Raw genomic sequence first — 18,987 nt, 5'->3', positions numbered from 1 at the left:
ATGAGTGAAGCGGTATCCAAGAGTCTTGCGATATTCATCGAGGGGTATCCGACAACTTTTCTCATCACTGTCGCGTTTTTCATAATGATAAAATTGCTTGTCTGGACTTCTTCAAGGAAAAAGAAAACCGACTAATAGGGCAGAATCCTACCTGGAAACAGGGGCTTTCCCGGGCCAGAATTGTTGCCGTTGATCTATCTGTCACACAATGTTTCGTGAAGCGAACGAACATCTCCCGTCTCGTTTGTACATAATTCATCAATAAGCCGCGTCCGCATACGGACAGTTTTCTTTACCGGGGGGTAGACGATGGGAAAGATCCTGAGCGAAAATGGGAAGGCCTTGTTCGCGTACGTTCTCGTCTGTTTCTTCTGGGGCTCGACATACCTGGCGATAAAGATCGGCGTTCAGGATATGCCCCCAATGTTCTTCGCCAGCGTCAGGTTCATCGTTGCCGGGGGTCTGATGCTCCTCTTCTCAAAGGTCAGGAGATTGACTTTCCCCTCGAGCTTCAAAGAAGTAGCACTGCTTTCGACGGTCGGTCTCTTCATGCTCCTTGGCGGCAACGGTCTGGTAGTCTTCGCCGAACAGTGGGTCGATTCGGGCGTGGCCTCGTTGATGATCGCAACCGTTCCGATATTCGTGGCGATTCTCGAACATTTCTTCATAAAGGGGACGAAGCTGACTCTCAAGGGTGTTTTCGGTCTCCTGCTGGGCTTTCTCGGAGTTTACTTCCTGTTGCATCCATCTGGAGATTCGAGTTCAATAAACCTCGAAGGCGTTGCGGTGCTTCTGACAGCGAGTTTCCTCTGGTCATCGGGAACGGTGCTTTCAAAGAAAGTCAGGAGCAACGGCTCGATCGTGGCCAGCATTGGAATTCAGATGTTCGCGGGTGGAATCGGACTGATGATCACCTCCCTGATCTCCGGAGAGCTGCCGAGGGTTAGGTTCACCGCCAACTCATTGTATGCGATTTTGTATCTCATAGTCTTCGGTTCGTTGATAGGCTACAGCAGCTACATCTACCTGCTTCAAAAATGGCCCGCGACCAGGGCCGGAACCTACGCCTATGTCAATCCCGTAGTTGCGGTAACCCTCGGGGCGCTCTTGCTCGGGGAGCGTGTGACGGTTCTGATGTTGATCTCTATGGTGGCCATACTGGTGGGAGTCATCATCGTACAGAGATCGAAAATCAGGGTCGATCAAAAGTAGAAGCCTCGCCAGCAGCCCTACTTTATCGACTCATAAAAGTAGGGGAGAATAGCGAGAGCAGGGATTCTGGAAATCGCGTCTCTGTACGAATTCGACGATATGTGCAAAGGGCTCTTCGTTGTGGACCTGACGATGGTGGTGTTCGATCTCGGAGTGATCATGCAATGTGAGCGAAAAACCGAAGTCGTGAGAAATCTGGCCGGGGCAATAGTCGACAGTTATAACCAGTCCAGCACAAGTGAGAGAATACATCTGTCTGAAGTCGAGGAGTTTCTGAAGCTTCTCGAACTGAGTCTCTTCATTCAGTGTTACGATTTCTATACCCGATCGAGTCCTCTGCAAGGCTGGCTGAAGCTCTTCTACGAGGGGCGGGAAGAGAGAATACTTTCCGACGCGCCTTTTCTAGCCTGGAAGTAGTCCTGAAGAAGAGACTCGGCGACACGCTTTACTTCGATTGATCTGTCCTCATACCTCTTATCTAGCCACATCGCGCACGCACATGCGATCATTGCGAACGATTACTGTATAATTGAATTGTGATTCTTCTATTTGTACCGGAACCAAATGTATTAAAATCCGATCGTGGCCCGTTGTAGATTTCTTTGCCACGTAGTTTTCCGGGGGTTCGTATGAGGTTTGCAGGATTCGCCATATTGTTCTTTGTGACCTTCCTGCTTTTTGTAATTACGCTTCTTTCTTCTTTTGGTTATGAGCCTATCATGGTGCCTCTCCTCGTTCTTGTGATTACCGGATTTGTGATCGAAAGTGTGAGAGCCTTGCTTTCGGGAAAAACCACTCCCACGGATCGCTCGCATTTTCTGAAGACTATGGTCGCGGTTATGGCCGGAGCCATAGGCGCCTATATCATGAACTGCTCTCTCTCTATCAGCGCGATTATGGCGGCGAGTCTGGTGGGGGTGATCGCGGTCGCGGTCACGAAGAAGTTCGCGGTTGAGGTTTATTGCGGTGCTTTTGTCGGAATGGTTTCGCCCCAGGTTCTGCACGATTTCACCCACACGATATTCGCCGGGCTTATCGCCGGTATAGTCTTCTACCTGGCCAGAGATGTTTTCAACGGTTACGGAGGAAAGCTCGGAACGATAGCCTGCAGCAGCTGGATCATAATGACGGCCATTTCAAGCGTTAAGTTGCTGGATACTCAGGTGGAGATCCGACACTCCGGGTTGAGTATTATGTTTTACAGTCTGGGATCGGCCCTGTTGACGTATATGCTCAGTATTCGCTTTAAAAATGGTCCCGTGCTGGCTTCCAGCGTTGTGAGTCTTGCCGGCGCGGTGATTTTGCCGGCCGTTCACGGCGTGAGCTCCGGTTTGCTGACCGGGGTGGTGATGGCGGCATCCTTTGCCGGAATGTCTTCCAAGGAGAAGATGAGGAACGAACTGGAGATCCTGCTGAGCGGAGCTCTGCTGGGAATAATGTTTATCTATAGCGCGAACCATTTCAACGGCGCCGGAGGAAGACTCGGGACGCTGGCCTTCGGAAGCGTCGTCAGTGCCAGAGGAATTATCTTTCTAATACAGAAGGCCGCCCGAAGGCGGCCTCTGTTGAGCAATTAGGGTTAAGCTTATCTGGGTATCAGGACGGCGTCTATCACGTGTATGACGCCGTTTCTGGTCAGGATGTCTCTGCTGATTATATTAACGTTGTTTATGGTCAGCGTACCGTCCAGGTTTATCTTTACCGGTTTACCATTGACCGTGAAGAGCGATTGCGCTATCTTCAGCTCGGAGAATAAGTATTCTCCGCCTATCACGTGGTAGGTGAGGATCGACTTCAGCTTTTCGGTGTCTTTCAGGAGTCCGTCGATGGTTTCCTGCCCGAGTTTGGCGAAGGCTTCGTCGGTCGGGGCGAAGACCGTCAAGAGGCCTCCGTCAGAAAGCGTCTCTTCTAGACCGGTAGCCTTCAAAGCTGCGAGAAGGGTTGTGAACTGTCCGGCCTGTTCTGCGGCCTCAACGATCGAAGGCAGGCCGCTTCTCCATTCTCGCGGCATCATCACGTGGTCTATCACATGGATCACACCGTTTCCCGTGTCGATATCGCCGATCGTGATAAGGGTGTTGTCAACGCCAAGCCCGGCTTCATTGATTTTCACGTTCAACAGTTCTCCGTGAAGCGAGCGCAATCCCTTTTCGTTGAGCAGGTCGGCCGTTGTGTACTCTCCCTGCACAACGTGGTAGAGAAGCACTGCATTGAGCCATTGTGGTTCGTTTAGAAGCGCTTCTCTGGTCTCGGCAGGAACTCTGGCGAAGGCGATATCGCTCGGGGCGAAGAGAGTGTACGGGCCGCCACTTCTGAGCGTATCCACAAGGCTGGATTTCTCGAGTGCGAGAACCAGTGTCTCGAGGATGCCGGAATCTCTGGCCACCTGCACCAGGTTGGCCTCTTCTCTGGGGATCATAACGGTATCGATAATATGGATCACGCCGTTGGAGGCTTTTATGTCCTTAACCGTAACCGCGGCTCCGTCGATTTTCAAGCCGTCGCGCGTATCTATCGCCAGAGACTGTCCGTGCAGTGTTTGAAGGGCCGGATAAAGCACTATGCTCTCAAAAGAGTATTCGCCCGATACAACGTGGTAGAGAAGAACGGATCTCAATTTCGAGACGTTATCCAGAAGGGCTTTGACCGTACCCGCAGGAAGGTTTTCGAAGGCTTCGTCGGTCGGGGCGAAGACCGTGAAGGGTCCGCTCCCCTTTAAAACGTCTGCCAGGCCTGCCGTCTCGATGGCCGCGACCAGCGTCTTGAAATTACCGGACTCGACGGCTATATCTACTATATTCTTCTGGGAAAAAGCTACCAGGCTTACGAGGGCAAAGAGAATCAAGATCATTGTTTTCTTCATCTTGCACACCTCCTCATGGTTTCTGTTCAGTGATATTCTACAACGATTGTACCGGTTTATTTGAGATGCGAAAAGTCTGGTGCCGGTTCATATGACTCTTCCATAGAGCAGGACTCAATGAAAGAGGCGAGCCTCCGCTGGCCCGCCTCTTTTGAGTGTGACTGTATCTGTTACTTCTTTGGGGTTTCTTTTTTTGGCTCTTTCTTTACTTCTTTCTTTACATCTTTCTTGCCCGGCATCCTGGCCACCTCTTTTTGTCGCGGCTCATGTCCGCTCCATGAGAATTCTAGCATTATAATCGAACATGCAAATCTCGCAATATCATCTTTCAGGGCAATCCCAACTGACTGCAAGCGTTTAAGGACGAATAGAGACGAAGAAGGCACATTTGTTCTCTGGATATCCCGCTTGCTGGCTTAGCTTTCCGATTATAACTTTCTTAAATTTCTTATTTATTCCATAAGCTTCGTCTGGGGAGGTTTATGGATTTCAATTAGTCTAGAAATTTTCCTTGAAGAATTTATTGAAATGAATAAGAGAGAGTAGTTAGCTGTCTATCGAAGTATCAGGCATCGGCTTTGTTTGTGGCTTTGCTTTTCTGCCTTTCGTAACCGGTTCATAACTGAAAGTGACGAGTTACGTCCGTAACAAAAAGACCGGCCATTCGGCCGGTCTTTCTTCATAATCGTGATATTCAGACGATTATGTTTATTATTTTGTCCTGTACGTATATTATCTTTCTGACAGTCTTTCCTTCGAGCATGGAAGCGAGTTTTTCATCCTTCATGATGGCTTCCATGGCCTTTTCCTGACTGGAGTTCTGCTCGAGCGTCACCTTTCCCCTCATCTTCCCGGATATCTGGACGGGCAGTTCAACATTCGCCATCGAAGCGTATTTCTCGTAACCCGAGGGGAAGCCGTCTTCCAGGATGGTTCTCTTCTTTCCGCCCTTTATACTGTAGATCTCTTCACAGAGGAAGGGTGCGAAGGGCGAGAGGAGCTTCGCCATATCAATCACGAGCTGCCTCTCGATCGCGCTCTCTTTTGAGGCCTCGTTGACGAACTCCATTATGGCGGCGATCGCCGTGTTAGGCTTTATGCTGGTTATCGAGTATTCGACCTTTTCAATGGTCTCGGCCATCTTTATCTTCAGGTTCAACGAGCTCTTACCTTCGCCCATGTTAGCGATGTCCCAGACGCGGTTGAGGAATCTCTTCATCGCGTCCATTCCGCTGTCCCTGAAGTCTCCGCCCTCGAGGAAGGTGCCCATGAACATCAGATAGGTTCTGAGGGCATCGACCCCGTGGCTGTCGAAGTACTGGTTGGGGTTGACGATGTTGCCCTTAGATTTCGACATCTTCTCTCCGTCTTTTATGATAAGCCCGTGGCCCCTGAACGATGCGAAAGGCTCTTCGAATGAAAGATATCCCATATCGTGAAGGGCCATCGCGATGAATCTCGAATACATCAGGTGGAGTGTCGCGTGCTCGTTCCCACCGATGTACATGTTCACGGGACACCATTTTTCGACGAGTTCTCTTTCGAAGGCTATTTCCTCGTTTTTAGGTGAGAGGTATCTCAGATAGTACCAGGCCGAATCGAGGAAGTTGTCGGAGACATCGGTCTCGCGCCTGGCCGGGCCTCCGCAGACGGGGCAGGTGGTGTTGACAAACTCGGGGCTTTTGGCCAGCGGCGATTTTCCGCTGCCGTCGGGTATGTAATCGTCGGTTTTGGGAAGCATCACAGGCAGGTCTTCGTCTGGAACGGGAACCGTCCCACACCTGTCGCAGTAAATCATAGGGATCGGCGGGCCCCAGTAGCGCTGCCTGGATATGCACCAGTCGTGGAGGTGGTAGTTGACCGAGCCTTTGATCGAGGCGTCGATGGTATCTATCCGGTCTATGAAGTCGGTGCTTTTCATGCCTGTGTACCTGTCGCTGTTCATCATGACTCCCTTTTCGGTGTAGGGCAGCTCCGAAGGGTCGCACTCTATTACCTGTCTTATCTCGAGGCCATACTTCCTGGCGAAGGCGAAGTCTCTCTCGTCGTGAGCCGGAACGGCCATGACGGCACCGGTGCCGTATTCGGCCAGAACGTAATCGCCGATCCATATGGGCAGCTCCTCGCCCGTGAGCGGATGGAGCGCGTAAGAGCCGGTGAAGATTCCGTTCTTCGGCCGGGATATAGAGGTTCTGGTCGCCATGTCCATGTTTTTGACGTTGTTTCTGAACTCTTCGAAGGCCTCTTCCATAACGGGAGTTATTAGTTTATCCACCAGCGGGTACTCCGGCGCGACGACTATATAGGTGACACCGTAGATCGTATCGGGCCTGGTGGTGAAGACTTCGATCTTCTCATCCATTCCTGAAATATCGAAAGTTATCGAGGCACCGGCCGACTTTCCGATCCAGGCTCTCTGGAGGTTTTTGGTCGTATCGGTCCAGTCTAGCCAGTCGAGGTTGGAGAGCAGCTTCTCCGCGTACTCGGTGATCTTGAAGAACCACTGACTCATCTCGCGTTTGTCCACCTCGCTGCTGCACCGCTCGCAATGGCCGTCTATAACTTGTTCGTCGGCCAGAACCGTCTTGCAAGAGGGGCACCAGTTCACACTGGAATCGCGCTTCTCGGCCAGTCCGCGCTTATAAAGCTGTATAAAGATCCATTGGGTCCATTTATAGTACTCGGGCGAGGAGGTTATCGCCTCGCTGTCCCAGTCGTATATATTTCCGAGTTTCTTCAATTGTTCCTCGCGGAAATACTCAATGCTTTTCGGTGTCAGTTCAGCAGGGTGTTTGCCCACTTTCAGGGCATAGTTCTCGCTGTGTATGCCGAAGGCATCGAAACCGATCGGCTCGAAAACGTCGTAACCCTTGAGCTTCATGAATCTTCCATATACGTCCGACCCGATGAAGGAGAACATGTTCCCTATATGCAGCCCGGCGGCGGAGGGATAGGGAAACATCATGAGATTGTAGAAAGGCCTTTCGGCCTTATCGAGGTCTATATTAAATGGTTTCTCTCTGGCGTAGTAATCCTGCCACTTCTTCTCGAGCACCCTGAAATCGTACATATGCTACCTCCCCGAATGAGTATAAAGCCTGAGAAAAGCAACTTAGATGGATTATAACATGCGTATGTGAAAGTAAATTTCCAGATGAGCTTCATTCCAGGTCGATCACTTCGATGATCTCTACCATTTTTGCAGATCGACGGCTTTCGATTGCCGGCATGTTCGGACCGACTTTGATCGTCCTGAAATATCCCGGGTCCTCAGGAAGGTAATCTCCGTCGAGTTTGAAGGCTACTATCCAGATCCCGTCGGCGCTTTCGATTTCGCCCGCAGAGTAAGTCGTTTCATAACCGTCGCTCGCAACCGTCCTGATCGTCGAAGTCGGTTTCAACTCGACCAGTTCTCCGACGAGTTTTACCAGCTCCACACCGCCGTACAGCCCACCGTGCTTTCCCCCCGACGAGGTGATGTACTGACCATAGTTTTCGACGTAATAGCTCTTCGCTTCTAGATCTGCTATCGTGAACTCTCTTTCCAGTCCACCGGCTTTAAGCACCAGTGAAACCGAGAGACGGGGATCTTCGTAAGAGTACCGTTCTGTATCCAGTTCGATAGATGCCAGTCCTTTCACCCACAGTTTTCCGGAGATCTCGCCCACAATGGCCGGCGCGATCTTTTCGCCGTTCTCTTCATCGGCTATGAAAATAGCCTCGATCGGTACGTCAAGAGTATTGAAGGTAACCGAATAGCCATCGACGGAGGTAAGTGTTATATCGAAGCCGCCCTCCCAGAGTTCTCTGTACTGTGAGAACCGCTTCTGCTCATCCTCTCTGGCGGCCGCCACGACTAGCCACAGGGGAATGGCCCTGTATGTATTCGTTTCTCCCTTTCTTTCGAGAGATATCTCCACGTAATGTCCCCCGTCCGCCTCGTCTGCCTCGAAATCGATTGAGGAAATTTCCTTCTTTCCGCTTCCCTTGATTTCGACCGTCCAGTCGGGTGAAGGGCCCGGAAAGGCTGCAGTTTCCATTATCAACGGGGAGACTGTTCTCGAAGTTTCTATACGAATCGTCGATACACTCTTCACCATCAAACCCTTGGATGAGGGCAGGCCATCGTAGAAGTGTGAGTACTCCTCCCCGAGCGAAGCGAGCATGTCTTCGTTCGATACCTCGCCGTCGTCGGGCACGAAGATGAAGTAAGGCTTTTCCTCCCTGTATCCGATGTAAGGATTGCCCAGGGCCGTTCTACCGTAGATGGCGCCGAAAGGGAAGAGTTTCGAATATCCGTCGTCGGCCTCTATTTTCAGCAGGTCTCCTTCTCTCATACCACCGACATATTCGAGGACGGAGATCAGAGGAATCGCCTCGTATTCGATGTAATCGCTGCCATTTCGATCCGAAGACGGTTGCGGTCCCTCGAAACGGGTTACGACTCTCAGCGAGGGAAAATCGCCCCTGTCGAAGACAAAAGTCGAATCGTTGCAGGTAACGGTAATCCCGGCTATCGAAGCGATCGCAATTAACACCGTGAACATGATAGCGAGTAGTTTTTTCATTGAACACCCCCTGAATTTTCGTCTATGATTTTCTGGCCCTTCTCGAGCACTTCTCTCACTCCCAGTCTGTCGGATATGGCCAGCCTTATCAGTTTCCACATGGTGTCTTTGTAAAGTTCGTACAGCGGATCGGCCGGTAGCGGGTAGCCTCTCTCGAGGCTGCTGGATATAGCAAAGTTCAGTTCCATCCCGTCCAGCGCTTCCCTTCTCGAGGGGATCTTGTAGGAAGCTTTGCAGAAGCTCGCCTGCACGTACTTCGATGTGAGGAACTCTATCAATCTCCTGGCCAGGATGGGGTTGCGAGTCTTTCTTGTTATGGCCAGGCCTTTGTAATCCAGAACGGGCCTCAAAGGTTCGGGATAGGGAGCCAGTCCGAAATCCATCCCTATTCTCTCGAACTGTTCTATCATGTAGGAGCCCGAGAGTATTATCCCGACCTTTCCCGAAGCGAAGAGAGTGACCATCGGGTCGCGCTCGAGAGCCCTGAAGGTTCCGTCGTCGACCCTCTCGACGAGATAGCCGAGGGCCTCTTGAGTGGGCCCATCCAGGACCGTAACTCTTCCATCCTCGATCAGATCTCTCTTGCCGAATCCAAGCTGGAAAGGGATAAACCAGTAGGCCGAGTAAATGTTCCAGCCGGCCCCGCCGCTCCCGGGATCTTTTGAAAGGTTCTCGAGATCTTCGAGCGTCCATCCGGGATCGATTTCCCCTACGAGTCCACGGTTGTAGAACACCAGCTGGCAATCGAAGTAGAAGGGGATGGCCCACGATCTCCCTTCATAGTTGAACGAAGACAGCCCCGACAGACCCTGCACGGGAATGTAATCGAGAGATTGAATGGCCTCCTCATATACCAGTCGCGAGATGTCGCTCGACTGAACCATGATCACGTCTGGAACTTCGCCGCGTGCCCTGACAACGGAGACGAGTTTGCTCGAAGCCTTCGGGACTTCCCGGGTTTCGATTCTGAGGCCGTTGATAGAGGAGAATCTCTGGATCGACTCTTTGAGGGCGGTTATACCCTCCCAGTCAAGCCACACTTGGAGGTAATCGTTATCGATGGGTTCGCCATAAACGGCCACGGAAAGTATCTTTACGCCTTCTCCCTCCAGATGGAGAAACCAGTCGCCCTCCTCCCACACGAGAAGCGAGTCCATCGGTACGTCGGACAATCGGCCCCTTTCGGTTTCCAGAAAACACCCATCTCTCTCGACGACCGGCGGGAGAATCTCCAGAAGCGGTATCGCCTTTCCTTGGGGAAGGTCGTAGCAGTACTGGAGTAGTGACCCGTCCCAGCTCCTGATCGACTCGTCGTTCAGCAGCACTTCGAAAGACAGGCATGGCAGATTCAGCAGCAGCCACAACAGGACTGTCAGCTCGCGAAGCTTCAAAATATACCTCCTTTCCAAGCACGGGAGGCATGACCGTTTCCAGTCATACCCTATCGGCATTTCTCCATGGGAGACAGCGAACTCCTTTCAGGAGGAAATGCTCGGAGGATTATTCATAATTCTCCGATAACGGAGTCTTGCCCAGATACCCTCTAAAAGTATAGAATATGACGCCCATGACAAGCAAGTTTATTGTGGCGGCCGCACCGAATAAGTTCCACTGCGGATTGCCAGAACCGAGACTGCCGACGTAGGTGTAGAGCTTGACTCCCATCGTGTATTTGCTGTCGCTCAGAAGGAATAGAAGCGGCGCCAGGAAACCGTTCCAGGCGCCCAGAAAGGCCACTATGAATGAGGTTGTCAGCACCGGTCTGGAGAGCGGCAGAAGTATCCTGAAACCGAAGGCGACCGGTCCGACCCCGTCGATCTTCGCCTGATCCTCCAGGCTCTCTGGCACGGACTCGAGGTAAGTCCTTATGGTGAAAACCGAAAAGGGTATGGCGTGAGAGATGTAAACCAGGACCACCGGAAAATAACTGTCTATCATTCCCATCGTTCTGAATATGGAATACAGCGGAACCAGAGTGTGCATACCCCCTATCACGCCCACGGTGTTCAATATGACAATGGCGATGTCCGAGAGCGAGTTTTTGATCTTCCTCAAAGCGAGAGCTAACTGAAATGTGAGCAAAGGCACGGCCAGTCCAGTAACGAGAGAAACGAAAAGTGTGTTTAAAAGTGTTGAGATTATCCCCTCCTCTCCTACCACCCTCACGAAATTATCCAGAGTGAAATATCTGGGGAGAAATGTGTCCATGTAAGTTGTCGAAAGTCCTGATAGGCTTATCCAGAACAGAACGAAAAGGGGAAGGACAGAGGCGATCAGTACGCCCGCCAGAACGATCCTGGTGAGAAGTTTCAGAACCCTTTCGCCCCTTTTTACAACGGTTGTACTACCCTTCTCCCTTCTGAGTATCAGAAAGACTATCAGAGAGATTATCGTGGCCGCGTTGAAGCCTCGGAGAAATCCGTTGAACAAACTGAGCAAAAGGCAGGCTGCGATATCACCGATTACTATATATTTGAACAATCCCCTCTTCCATATAGACAGGAGGTACAGACCTCCGAAGAAGAGACCTACATAACCACCGAGCGTTGTCTGCGAGGCAACCACAAGTATGATTAGAAGGTGAGCGTTCAGCTCGACCCTGCTGGACAGAAACCAGAGAATCATCACAAAGGCTACCATCAGAAGTGTCAAAACCGAGTAAGCCGAGGCGATGCCCGTTGAACTTCGACCGGTGAAAATGCCGTAAATAAATATATCCAGTGTTGTAGTGGCACCGATTATGCTCCTCTTTGTGAAGCCTGACACAAGTGGAGGGCCTCCGTCGGTCATGAGAAAAACCACCGTGAACTCCTTCAAGAACTTTATGAAGTTGATCGTAAACATGGTTATCAGGGCCGGCTTCATCATGGGGAGATAAATACTGAAAAGCACGGTTGACAGGCTTCCGCCGTCGATCTTCGCGACATCTATAAGACTGTTTTGAACAGTGGCCATCGAATCCCAGAGAACGAAGACGGTCAGCGGCAGGCTGAACCAAACACTGACAAAGAGGGCGGCTAGAAACGACGCTATAGGGTCGGTGAGAAGATTTATATCGATGCCAATCAGGTTTAGTATCGAAGTGCCGCCTCCTCCGTGCACGATGGCCCTCCATATCGGTACACCTATATAGACCGGAAGTCCCCACGGAACCAGAAGCGCCAGGTATATCAATCGCCATCTTCTAGCCCTGTTAAGGTGATGGGCTATCAAAAAACCCAGCGAGAGCGAGAGCAGAGTGTTTAAAAGGGCCCAAACTAGTGAAATCTTCAGGCTGTACATGAAACCTTGATCCTGAAATATGTACTGGAAGTTCAAAAAGCTCGGTATTCCATTTATTGTCATAGCGTCGGAAAAGGCCGTGAAGATCGGCAGAAACCCTATAAATACCAATATTGTTATTGCGGGAACAATGAAGATTAATTGCATCTCAACCCCCAAAAACTCAAATCACCGGGATGTTTCGCTGAAAAAGTTCAAAAATCTATGAACAAGTATAAATTTAACAGTACGCATATTATAATGCTAATGTCCATTTTCAATGAGGATTTTATGATAAATCCTGACAGGAGGTGTTTCTCTTGGATACAAGGAAGAGGCTTTACAAATCTCGAAGAGACAAAGTGATCGACGGCGTTGCCGGCGGCGTAGCAAGTTATCTGGAGATCGATCCGGTAATAGTTCGCCTGATATTCGTAGCCCTGATTTTCGCCGGCGGAGCCGGGCTGATAATCTACATCATCGGTATGTTCATAATCCCGCGTGAACCTTTGAACAGTGAAAACAACGTTGTCATAATGGACGAGGAAGGCAAACCAATAGAAGACAAACCAAGAATGGAGATATCCGACGACAAGAGCAAGATAATAATAGCCATTGTGCTAATAATATTTGGTATCGCTCTCTTGCTCGGCACATTCACACCCTGGAACATCTTCAGCGGTGTTTTCTGGAAGTTCGTCATAGGAGCCGTTCTAGTGGCCGGTGGAGGATTCGTCATCTATAAATCCATCAACAGGGGATGATAGCATGAAACTCGCGATGGGGTTGATATTTGTACTCGTTGGGATACTGCTGATTTTCGGTATCTTCACTGGCGATACTCTTCTGAATGCCTTCGTCAACCTTATTAACTACTGGCCTATAATCCTTGTTTTCATAGGGTTGAGCATACTGTCAGGAGTGAAGGGACTCAAGTGGCTGAGGTACTTGAACGCATTTCTAACGGTCTGCTTCATACTCTTCATTTTCTTCTGGCCTTCGGCCTTCCTTTCCGGAAGCAGAACCGTATCGGAAACGACGCTACTGAAAACAACCGAAGAACTCACGGTTGTGGAGATACAGATCGATCTACCCATGGTGAACATAAGGATCGAAGCGATGGAAACGGCGGCTCCGCTTTCCACCGTAGCCCATGTGGATCACACAATCAGGGGAGCAAATCTGAAGATCGAGGAAAGCGGTAGTTCGACTTTGAAGAAATGGACCCTTAAGACCGATTCGAGTCTATCTTGGCTAACCTCGAGCACTATGGTTTTGAAACTCAACCCTGCCTACAAATACATAATCAAGCTGAACACCGCGGCCGTCAACGGGAGTTTCGACATCGCCGGTTTGAAAGTCGAGGAACTGGATGTCAATTGTGCCGTACTGAAGGCCGATTTCAGAGTCCCCGCCGTCTCGAACTCCAGGATCGAAGTTAAGACCGCGATCTCGAACGGCGATATCTTCGTGCCGGAAAATGTGCGGGCCTTTTTGAGAGCGACGGCGGCCATAAAGAACGTGAAGTCCGACCTCAACAAGACCGGTTCGGGAGAGGAATACATCTACGAAGGCACCGGAAACGAATACAACACCAACCTCTCCTTCGAGAGCGCCATCCTCAATCTGAAAGTATTACGCTGAAAGAATACAGAGAGTCTTTTTGTGGACGGAGATCTCCATCGGGAGCTTCCCGACGACTTCTCCGTCCATCTGTATGATAACGTCCCTGTCACTGCTCACGGAAATTCTCTCCGATACATGATGACAGACCGCGTCTATCTTCAGATGCTCGCCCTTGTAAATCTTGGGAAAGTGGTACAGCAACCTGATCTTGGCCATCTTGGCGACCCCGATTATGTCTATGAGCCCGTCGTCGACGACGGCGTTCGGCGCTATCCTCATGCCTCCGCCGAAGTAATTCCCGTTGCCCATGGTCAAAAAGTAGTACCTGTCGGAGAACTCGCCGCTGTCTATGGTGTAGTTGAGCCTGTAAGTTCTGGTGGTTAAAAATTCGATCAAGAACGATAAGAGGTAGGCCATTTTACCGCTGGTTTTGAACCTCGAGCGGTTCATCCGATTGGTCACCGCCGCGTCGAAACCTGTTCCCACGACGTTCACGGCGAATCTCGCCGCCTTTTCGCCGGAGAAGGCTCTGTACCTGACTTCGAAGAGATCGACGTGCCTGGCTTTGCTACCGCAGGCGATATCGACCATCTTGCCGTAGTCCCGCGTCAGGTCGATGCTTCTGGCGAAGTCGTTGCCCGAACCGACCGCTATCATGCCGAGCATGGCGCCGGACCGGCTGTTCATGATTCCATTCACGACCTCGTTCAGCGTACCGTCGCCCCCGACGCTTATTATTCTCTCGTAATCCCCGTGATCGGACACGAAAGACATCGCGTCTCTCTGGCCGGTAGTGACATGCAGATCGAAATCTCCCAGTTTCTCCCTTATCATTCCCTTTATGGTCGTTTCGAAATCCTTCCCCGATTCACCGTGACTGGCGTTGGGATTAACGACAACCAGAGTCTTCATAAGGATCTACCCCCAGAAAGTCAACGATAAGAAATTCTATCACAGATTTCCAATCATGGTCTCGAGCTTTTGTACGATGAAAGACGCGACATCCTCGGCGAACGAACCCGGTCCGAACCCGGCGTCGTAACCGAGCTCCTTGGCAAGTTCGTGAGTGATCCTGGCTCCGCCCGCTATGAGAATTATCTTTTTGCGAAGATTCTCGGCCTCCAGAAGTTCGACGAGATCGGTCATATTCTTCAGATGAACGTTCTTCGCCGTAACTGTCTGGGAGACCAGTATGGCATCGGCTCCGACCTCGATAGCTTTGGCCACCAGCTCTTCGTTCGGCACCTGGCTTCCCATGTTGTAGGCCTCGAAGTTGCGGTACCTCTCCAGCCCGTAATGACCGGCGAAGCCTTTCATGTTCATTATCGCGTCTATCCCGACCGTATGGGCGTCGGTTCCCGTGCTGGCGCCAACCACCACCACTTTTCTTCTTATCCTCTCGTCTATGAATCTGTCGATCTCTTCCATCGACATCTTCTCGAGGGAGAGTTTCGGGACTTTTATTGACGAGTAATCGACTTCGTGTATCGACACGCCGTAAGCAACGAAGAAGGTGAAGCCTTCCGATATTTCCCTGGAAAAGACTATCTGCGGCTCTTTGAAACCCATCTTTCCCAGAAGAAGCCTGGCCGCCTCGACGGCCTCCGGTCCGTTCTGTACAGGAAGAGTGAAGCTTAGCTGGACCTTTCCGTCGTTCATCGTGTCGCCGTAAGGCTTGATTCCTGTTGGATCCAGCGCTCTATCAGGCTTTTTGTTTTCCAAAGAGTAACCGCTCATCTGCAAGACCCCCCAAGCATTTTCTCAAGGAATGGATTTCTGTAACGCTCCCCTTTCAAAACAACTCCCGGCAGTCCCTTGCCTCCCTCGACCGGTCGCCTGACCCCGGCAAAGACTCCCCTCTCTAGCGCCCTGAAGAGACCGTCTTCCTCTATTTCCGCGAGAAGCTCGAGTGCCTGATCGAGCACCTGGTTCGCCCTGGCGTGGATTATTCCATCCTTCTTGAAGACCACTTCCTCCCCCAACGCGCGCATGTTGTTGAATATGTACTTCGCGTTCTCTATGGCCAGATACCTGTCTCCCATGAAGGGCGTGTGTATCGCCTCGGTCAGCATTCCCAGAAGCTGTATTCCCTGGTTGGTCCAGATCGAAACGACGTTGAACAGGGCATTCTGAACATAACCTTTGAAGATGTTACCGGTCATGAACTTGGTGGGGGGCATATACTTCAGCGGTGCTCGGGGAAAGATCTCCCTGCTCATCTGAGCCTGGGCCAGCTCATACAGAAAGCCGTTCTCAATATCCGGGTCCATCTCGAAGGCGTGACCAAGTCCCATCTGTTCTTCGGGAATACCGGCAATCAGGGCCAGTCTCTCGTTTATGAACTGGGACGCCAGAACCGTGTGGGCTTCCTGGTAGGCGTCGGCGGTGGTAAGATAGTTGTCCTCGCCGGTGTTTATTATCACCCCCGCGAAGCCGTTTATGACTCTGGAGAAGAACTGGTCGATCAATGTCCGCTGCATGTTTATATCCCTGAAGAGTATCCCGTAAAGGGCGTCGTTCAGCATCACGTCGAGACGTTCCATCGCACCCATCGCGGCGATCTCCGGCATGCACAGACCCGAACAGTAGTTGCATAGACGTATATATTTACCTACCTTTTCGCCCATCTCGTCGAGGGCGGCCCTCATGATCCTGAAGTTCTCCTGGGTGGCGTAGGTTCCCCCGAAGCCTTCCGTCGTGGGGCCGTAAGGGACGTAATCCAGCAGACTCTGGCCGGTCGATCTTATTACCGCCACTATGTCGGCTCCCTGACTTACGGCCGCCCGTGCCTGAACGACGTCCTCGTAGATGTTTCCGGTCGCTACGATCACGTACAGGTAAGGCCGCGGTCCTTCAGCGAGTCTGTCGATGAGAGCCTCTCTCTCGGACCTTCTGTTGCGTACCTTTTCGACGGCTCTTTGGGCCAGGGGATCCAGAAAACCATAGACCTCTTCTTCTCCGCCGTAACTCATGCTCAACAGGTCGAGCCGGCCGGCCGATATCTCTTCGGCTATTCTCTGGGGAGATAGTCCCGTCTTCATCATGGCGTTCGCGATGCAATACGAAGCGCCTTCCTGGAGCAGGTTCCTGGATGCCAGATGCTCTACGACGACGTTCGGCAACGGTACCCCGTAAGAGTCCACCCCGTCGATACCCATCAGCCGGCAAACGGCCCGCTCGACGCTCACGGTAGTTCTCCCGGCCACGAAATTCTGAACGCCGTCGGCGATGCTCACCGCCAGTTTTCTTGCCCGTTCAACTTTTCGAAAATCGAGATCGAGTTTACTTTTCATTCTTTCCTCCATAAGTGCTTTTCTACCAGCTTTAGAAAATCATCGTCCATCCCGAGCAGCCGGGCTATGACCGTTCCCTCCCTCGGAAAGCCGCAAAATTCATCTATCTCCTGTACCGTGTGATCTATATAGAAAGAGATATCCCGTCGCTCTCGACCTGCGAGTTTCTCGTGGTCCAGACCTCTGACCATGAGCATCTGGATCTCCCTGTTTTCTAGCGCCTCTTCGTAGTGCGAAGAGAAGACGGCCCTGCAACCGTTCCCGCGACCGAGGTACTCCATCGCCGCCAGCAGGAAGGCCGGTCCTTCCAGCGGATTGGTGTTCTTTCCGATTTCGTCGAAGAGAAAGAGCCCCCTCTCTCCACGGGAGACGATACCGACCGCTTCCTTCAAGAACTCAACCTCTCCGGCGAAGGAAGAGAGGCCGTTTTCGAACGACTGGTGATCGCCGCTGTAATAGACTATTCTGTCGTACGGAGTCAGCGAAGCCTCCTTCGCCGGAACGAAGAAGCCATGCTGGAACATCGTCTGGGCTAGCGCCAGCGTCCTCAAAAAGAGAGACTTCCCCGTCATATTGCCCCCGATCACGAGGGCCAATCTCCGCAGAGAGAGAGAATAGCTCTGGAACTCTTTATTCTTTTCCGAAAGAACACTGGCCACTTCGGGGTTGAAAAGACCTTCGAAAGAGAAGGCATCCTCCACTATCGAAGGTCTCGCCAGTTTGAGCCTCTCATTCAAGATCGCTTTGGCCAGCGTCAGATCGATATCGCCCACCCTGTTCAAAGAAAGCGATAGAGTATCTGAAAAGCCTTCCAGCTCTTTCGAGAGCCGGGCCCTGACTTTCGACTCCACCCGAGCGTTCATCTCCAGCAGATCGGCCGCTCTCTCCCTGTCGTGCGGATCGTCGCTCCTCTGACATTGCGCGATTTTCCTCCTCAGTTCCGGCAGCGAACCATCGAAGAGATCGGAGATGTAGAAACTCTCCAGCCCCGTCTTTTCGGGATCGAGAAGATCGATCACGGTCGAAAGGTCGGGAAGTCTCATCCAGCCCGGACAGTCGCCGAGCCGTTCTCTGAGTTTCTCGTTCCAGATCGCGAAGCTCTTTATTTCGAAGAGTTCCACGTCGTCAAGCACCGCTCCGGCCGCCAGGTTTTCCAGAGTGGCCGAGATATCCCTGAACCTCGAGATGATCGAAACGACTTTATCGGGGTTGGCCGCCATCTCTTTCAGATCCTCCTGACGGTCGTACTCCACCTCTATCCGGCCCCGCTCAGTCAGAAAAGAAATATCGTAAAGCCTCTTTCTACCCATTGGGGTTAATGTCTCGACCAGTCCCTTTATATAATCAAAACCGCAGCCGGCCGAAAGATTCATCTATCTTCCTCCTCCAAAATGTTGAAGACCGGTACCGGCAAAAACCTCTCCAGCGTTTCTTTCAGCTGACCGGATCTCAGGGAGTAACCCGAAGGCGATACGGGATTGAAAGTAACGGCCAGAAGTCGCGCACTGTGGAGCACGTTAACGCTGCCGCCGTGCCTCTGGAAAGATCTCAACGATTCTTCGTCGACGAAGATCCTCGAGAAGTCCCTGACCACCACCCTGACACCCGGCGCCGCGAGCTTTCCAAGAGCTCTGGAAGTCAACGAACCGTTCACGTAAACGGTTCTCCCTGAAAGATCGAGGCCCGACTCCATGGAAAGACTCGAAACCGCGAGGAGTTTCACTTCCGGTCCATCCACAGTCCAGACGCCGTTACCGAGCCCTTCCATTATATCGCCCGCTTCCTTTTCCACCCCGGGCAGAGTGATGATCTTCACCTGATGTATGGTTCTCCTCACGATCTCTCCCGAACTGATCGAAAGGGCCGCACCCGTCGCCAGAATTATGGCGTCGGCCACCGCCGGCGAGCCGGGGCTCAGTCTGGACGTAGAACTGTCAACAAGGACCCTCCGAGCGCCGAACTCTCTGAGCATCCTCACCGTTTGCGATAGGTAATCTACTATGGAAGGGCCGGAGATTATGACTTTTCCGTCGGACCGCGCCCTCGCGAAAACGGTGCGCCCCAGAGGGGAGCGGAACTCTCTGACATCCAGAACGGTGGCCGGAAACCGGCGAGACCGGAAATCCTTTTCAGACGTTGCGAAAAGGTTGCCCCTGCGAAGAGT

General features: G+C 51.7%; 16 protein-coding genes and 1 riboswitch. Of the genes, 6 read left to right on the top strand and 10 right to left on the bottom strand.

From position 1 onward, the window contains the following. From PKX57_RS05305 to PKX57_RS05290, 4 genes are all read left to right on the top strand, one after another. A complete protein-coding gene (locus PKX57_RS05305; protein ID WP_472411413.1) occupies window positions 1-135 on the top strand; it encodes a hypothetical protein in 135 nt (44 codons plus the stop codon). Window positions 136-309: 174 nt separating this feature from the next. Beyond that, window positions 310-1,212: an EamA family transporter gene (locus tag PKX57_RS05300; RefSeq protein WP_214049986.1), complete on the top strand. Its 903-nt coding sequence runs from the start codon at window positions 310-312 to the stop codon at window positions 1,210-1,212. A gap of 99 nt (window positions 1,213-1,311) precedes the next feature. Then, window positions 1,312-1,629, top strand: a complete 318-nt coding sequence (locus PKX57_RS05295) for a hypothetical protein (protein WP_214048897.1) — start codon at window positions 1,312-1,314, stop codon at window positions 1,627-1,629. 212 nt (window positions 1,630-1,841) lie between these two features. Beyond that, the gene (locus PKX57_RS05290; protein ID WP_213920367.1) at window positions 1,842-2,789 is read left to right on the top strand and encodes a hypothetical protein; all 948 of its coding nucleotides are present in this window, start codon (window positions 1,842-1,844) and stop codon (window positions 2,787-2,789) included. Window positions 2,790-2,797: 8 nt separating this feature from the next. On the opposite strand, the gene PKX57_RS05285 is transcribed toward PKX57_RS05290, so the two are convergent. The 5 genes from PKX57_RS05285 to PKX57_RS05265 all read right to left on the bottom strand — a co-directional run bounded on the left by PKX57_RS05285 (window position 2,798) and on the right by PKX57_RS05265 (window position 12,072). Continuing rightward, a complete protein-coding gene (locus tag PKX57_RS05285; RefSeq protein WP_472416312.1) occupies window positions 2,798-4,075 on the bottom strand; it encodes a fasciclin domain-containing protein in 1,278 nt (425 codons plus the stop codon). 694 nt (window positions 4,076-4,769) lie between these two features. After that, window positions 4,770-7,145, bottom strand: a complete 2,376-nt coding sequence (gene leuS, locus PKX57_RS05280) for a leucine--tRNA ligase (protein ID WP_472416310.1) — start codon at window positions 7,143-7,145, stop codon at window positions 4,770-4,772. 91 nt (window positions 7,146-7,236) lie between these two features. After that, complete coding sequence (locus PKX57_RS05275; RefSeq protein WP_472416308.1) at window positions 7,237-8,643, bottom strand: hypothetical protein; 1,407 nt, start codon at window positions 8,641-8,643, stop codon at window positions 7,237-7,239. Beyond that, complete coding sequence (locus tag PKX57_RS05270; RefSeq protein WP_213922604.1) at window positions 8,640-10,034, bottom strand: extracellular solute-binding protein; 1,395 nt, start codon at window positions 10,032-10,034, stop codon at window positions 8,640-8,642. Before PKX57_RS05270 ends, PKX57_RS05275 begins: the two co-directional genes overlap by 4 nt. Continuing rightward, a riboswitch (molybdenum cofactor riboswitch) is annotated at window positions 10,026-10,153 on the bottom strand. Its footprint overlaps the gene before it by 9 nt. Next, a complete protein-coding gene (locus tag PKX57_RS05265) occupies window positions 10,144-12,072 on the bottom strand; it encodes an ABC transporter permease (RefSeq protein WP_472416306.1) in 1,929 nt (642 codons plus the stop codon). Its footprint overlaps the riboswitch before it by 10 nt. A 152-nt stretch (window positions 12,073-12,224) precedes the next feature. Between PKX57_RS05265 and PKX57_RS05260 the strand changes: the two genes are divergently transcribed. Beyond that, complete coding sequence (locus tag PKX57_RS05260) at window positions 12,225-12,668, top strand: PspC domain-containing protein (protein WP_169699277.1); 444 nt, start codon at window positions 12,225-12,227, stop codon at window positions 12,666-12,668. A 4-nt stretch (window positions 12,669-12,672) separates the two neighbouring features. Then, window positions 12,673-13,548, top strand: coding sequence for a hypothetical protein (locus tag PKX57_RS05255; protein WP_472416304.1), 876 nt, complete (start codon window positions 12,673-12,675; stop codon window positions 13,546-13,548). Here the strand turns inward: PKX57_RS05255 and PKX57_RS05250 are convergent. From PKX57_RS05250 to PKX57_RS05230, 5 genes are all read right to left on the bottom strand, one after another. Further along, window positions 13,540-14,442: a YegS/Rv2252/BmrU family lipid kinase gene (locus PKX57_RS05250; protein WP_213922081.1), complete on the bottom strand. Its 903-nt coding sequence runs from the start codon at window positions 14,440-14,442 to the stop codon at window positions 13,540-13,542. The genes PKX57_RS05255 and PKX57_RS05250 overlap by 9 nt on opposite strands. Before the next feature lie 39 nt (window positions 14,443-14,481). Beyond that, window positions 14,482-15,267: a lysine 5,6-aminomutase subunit beta gene (gene kamE, locus PKX57_RS05245; RefSeq protein WP_214047427.1), complete on the bottom strand. Its 786-nt coding sequence runs from the start codon at window positions 15,265-15,267 to the stop codon at window positions 14,482-14,484. Continuing rightward, window positions 15,264-16,823: a lysine 5,6-aminomutase subunit alpha gene (gene kamD / locus PKX57_RS05240; protein WP_472416302.1), complete on the bottom strand. Its 1,560-nt coding sequence runs from the start codon at window positions 16,821-16,823 to the stop codon at window positions 15,264-15,266. The genes kamE and kamD overlap by 4 nt, the downstream gene beginning before the upstream one ends. Next, window positions 16,820-18,196, bottom strand: a complete 1,377-nt coding sequence (locus tag PKX57_RS05235; RefSeq protein WP_213922084.1) for a MutS-related protein — start codon at window positions 18,194-18,196, stop codon at window positions 16,820-16,822. The genes kamD and PKX57_RS05235 overlap by 4 nt, the downstream gene beginning before the upstream one ends. Continuing rightward, window positions 18,193-18,987 (bottom strand): hypothetical protein (locus PKX57_RS05230; RefSeq protein ID WP_472416301.1); only part of this gene is annotated, 795 nt, incomplete at its 5' end. The genes PKX57_RS05230 and PKX57_RS05235, both read right to left, overlap by 4 nt.

The sequence above is a fragment of the Mesotoga sp. genome, assembly GCF_035363035.1.
Lineage (GTDB): Bacteria > Thermotogota > Thermotogae > Petrotogales > Kosmotogaceae > Mesotoga.
The sequence above is the reverse complement of the archived record's forward strand: the minus strand, read 5'-3'. Positions and strand labels throughout refer to the sequence as shown.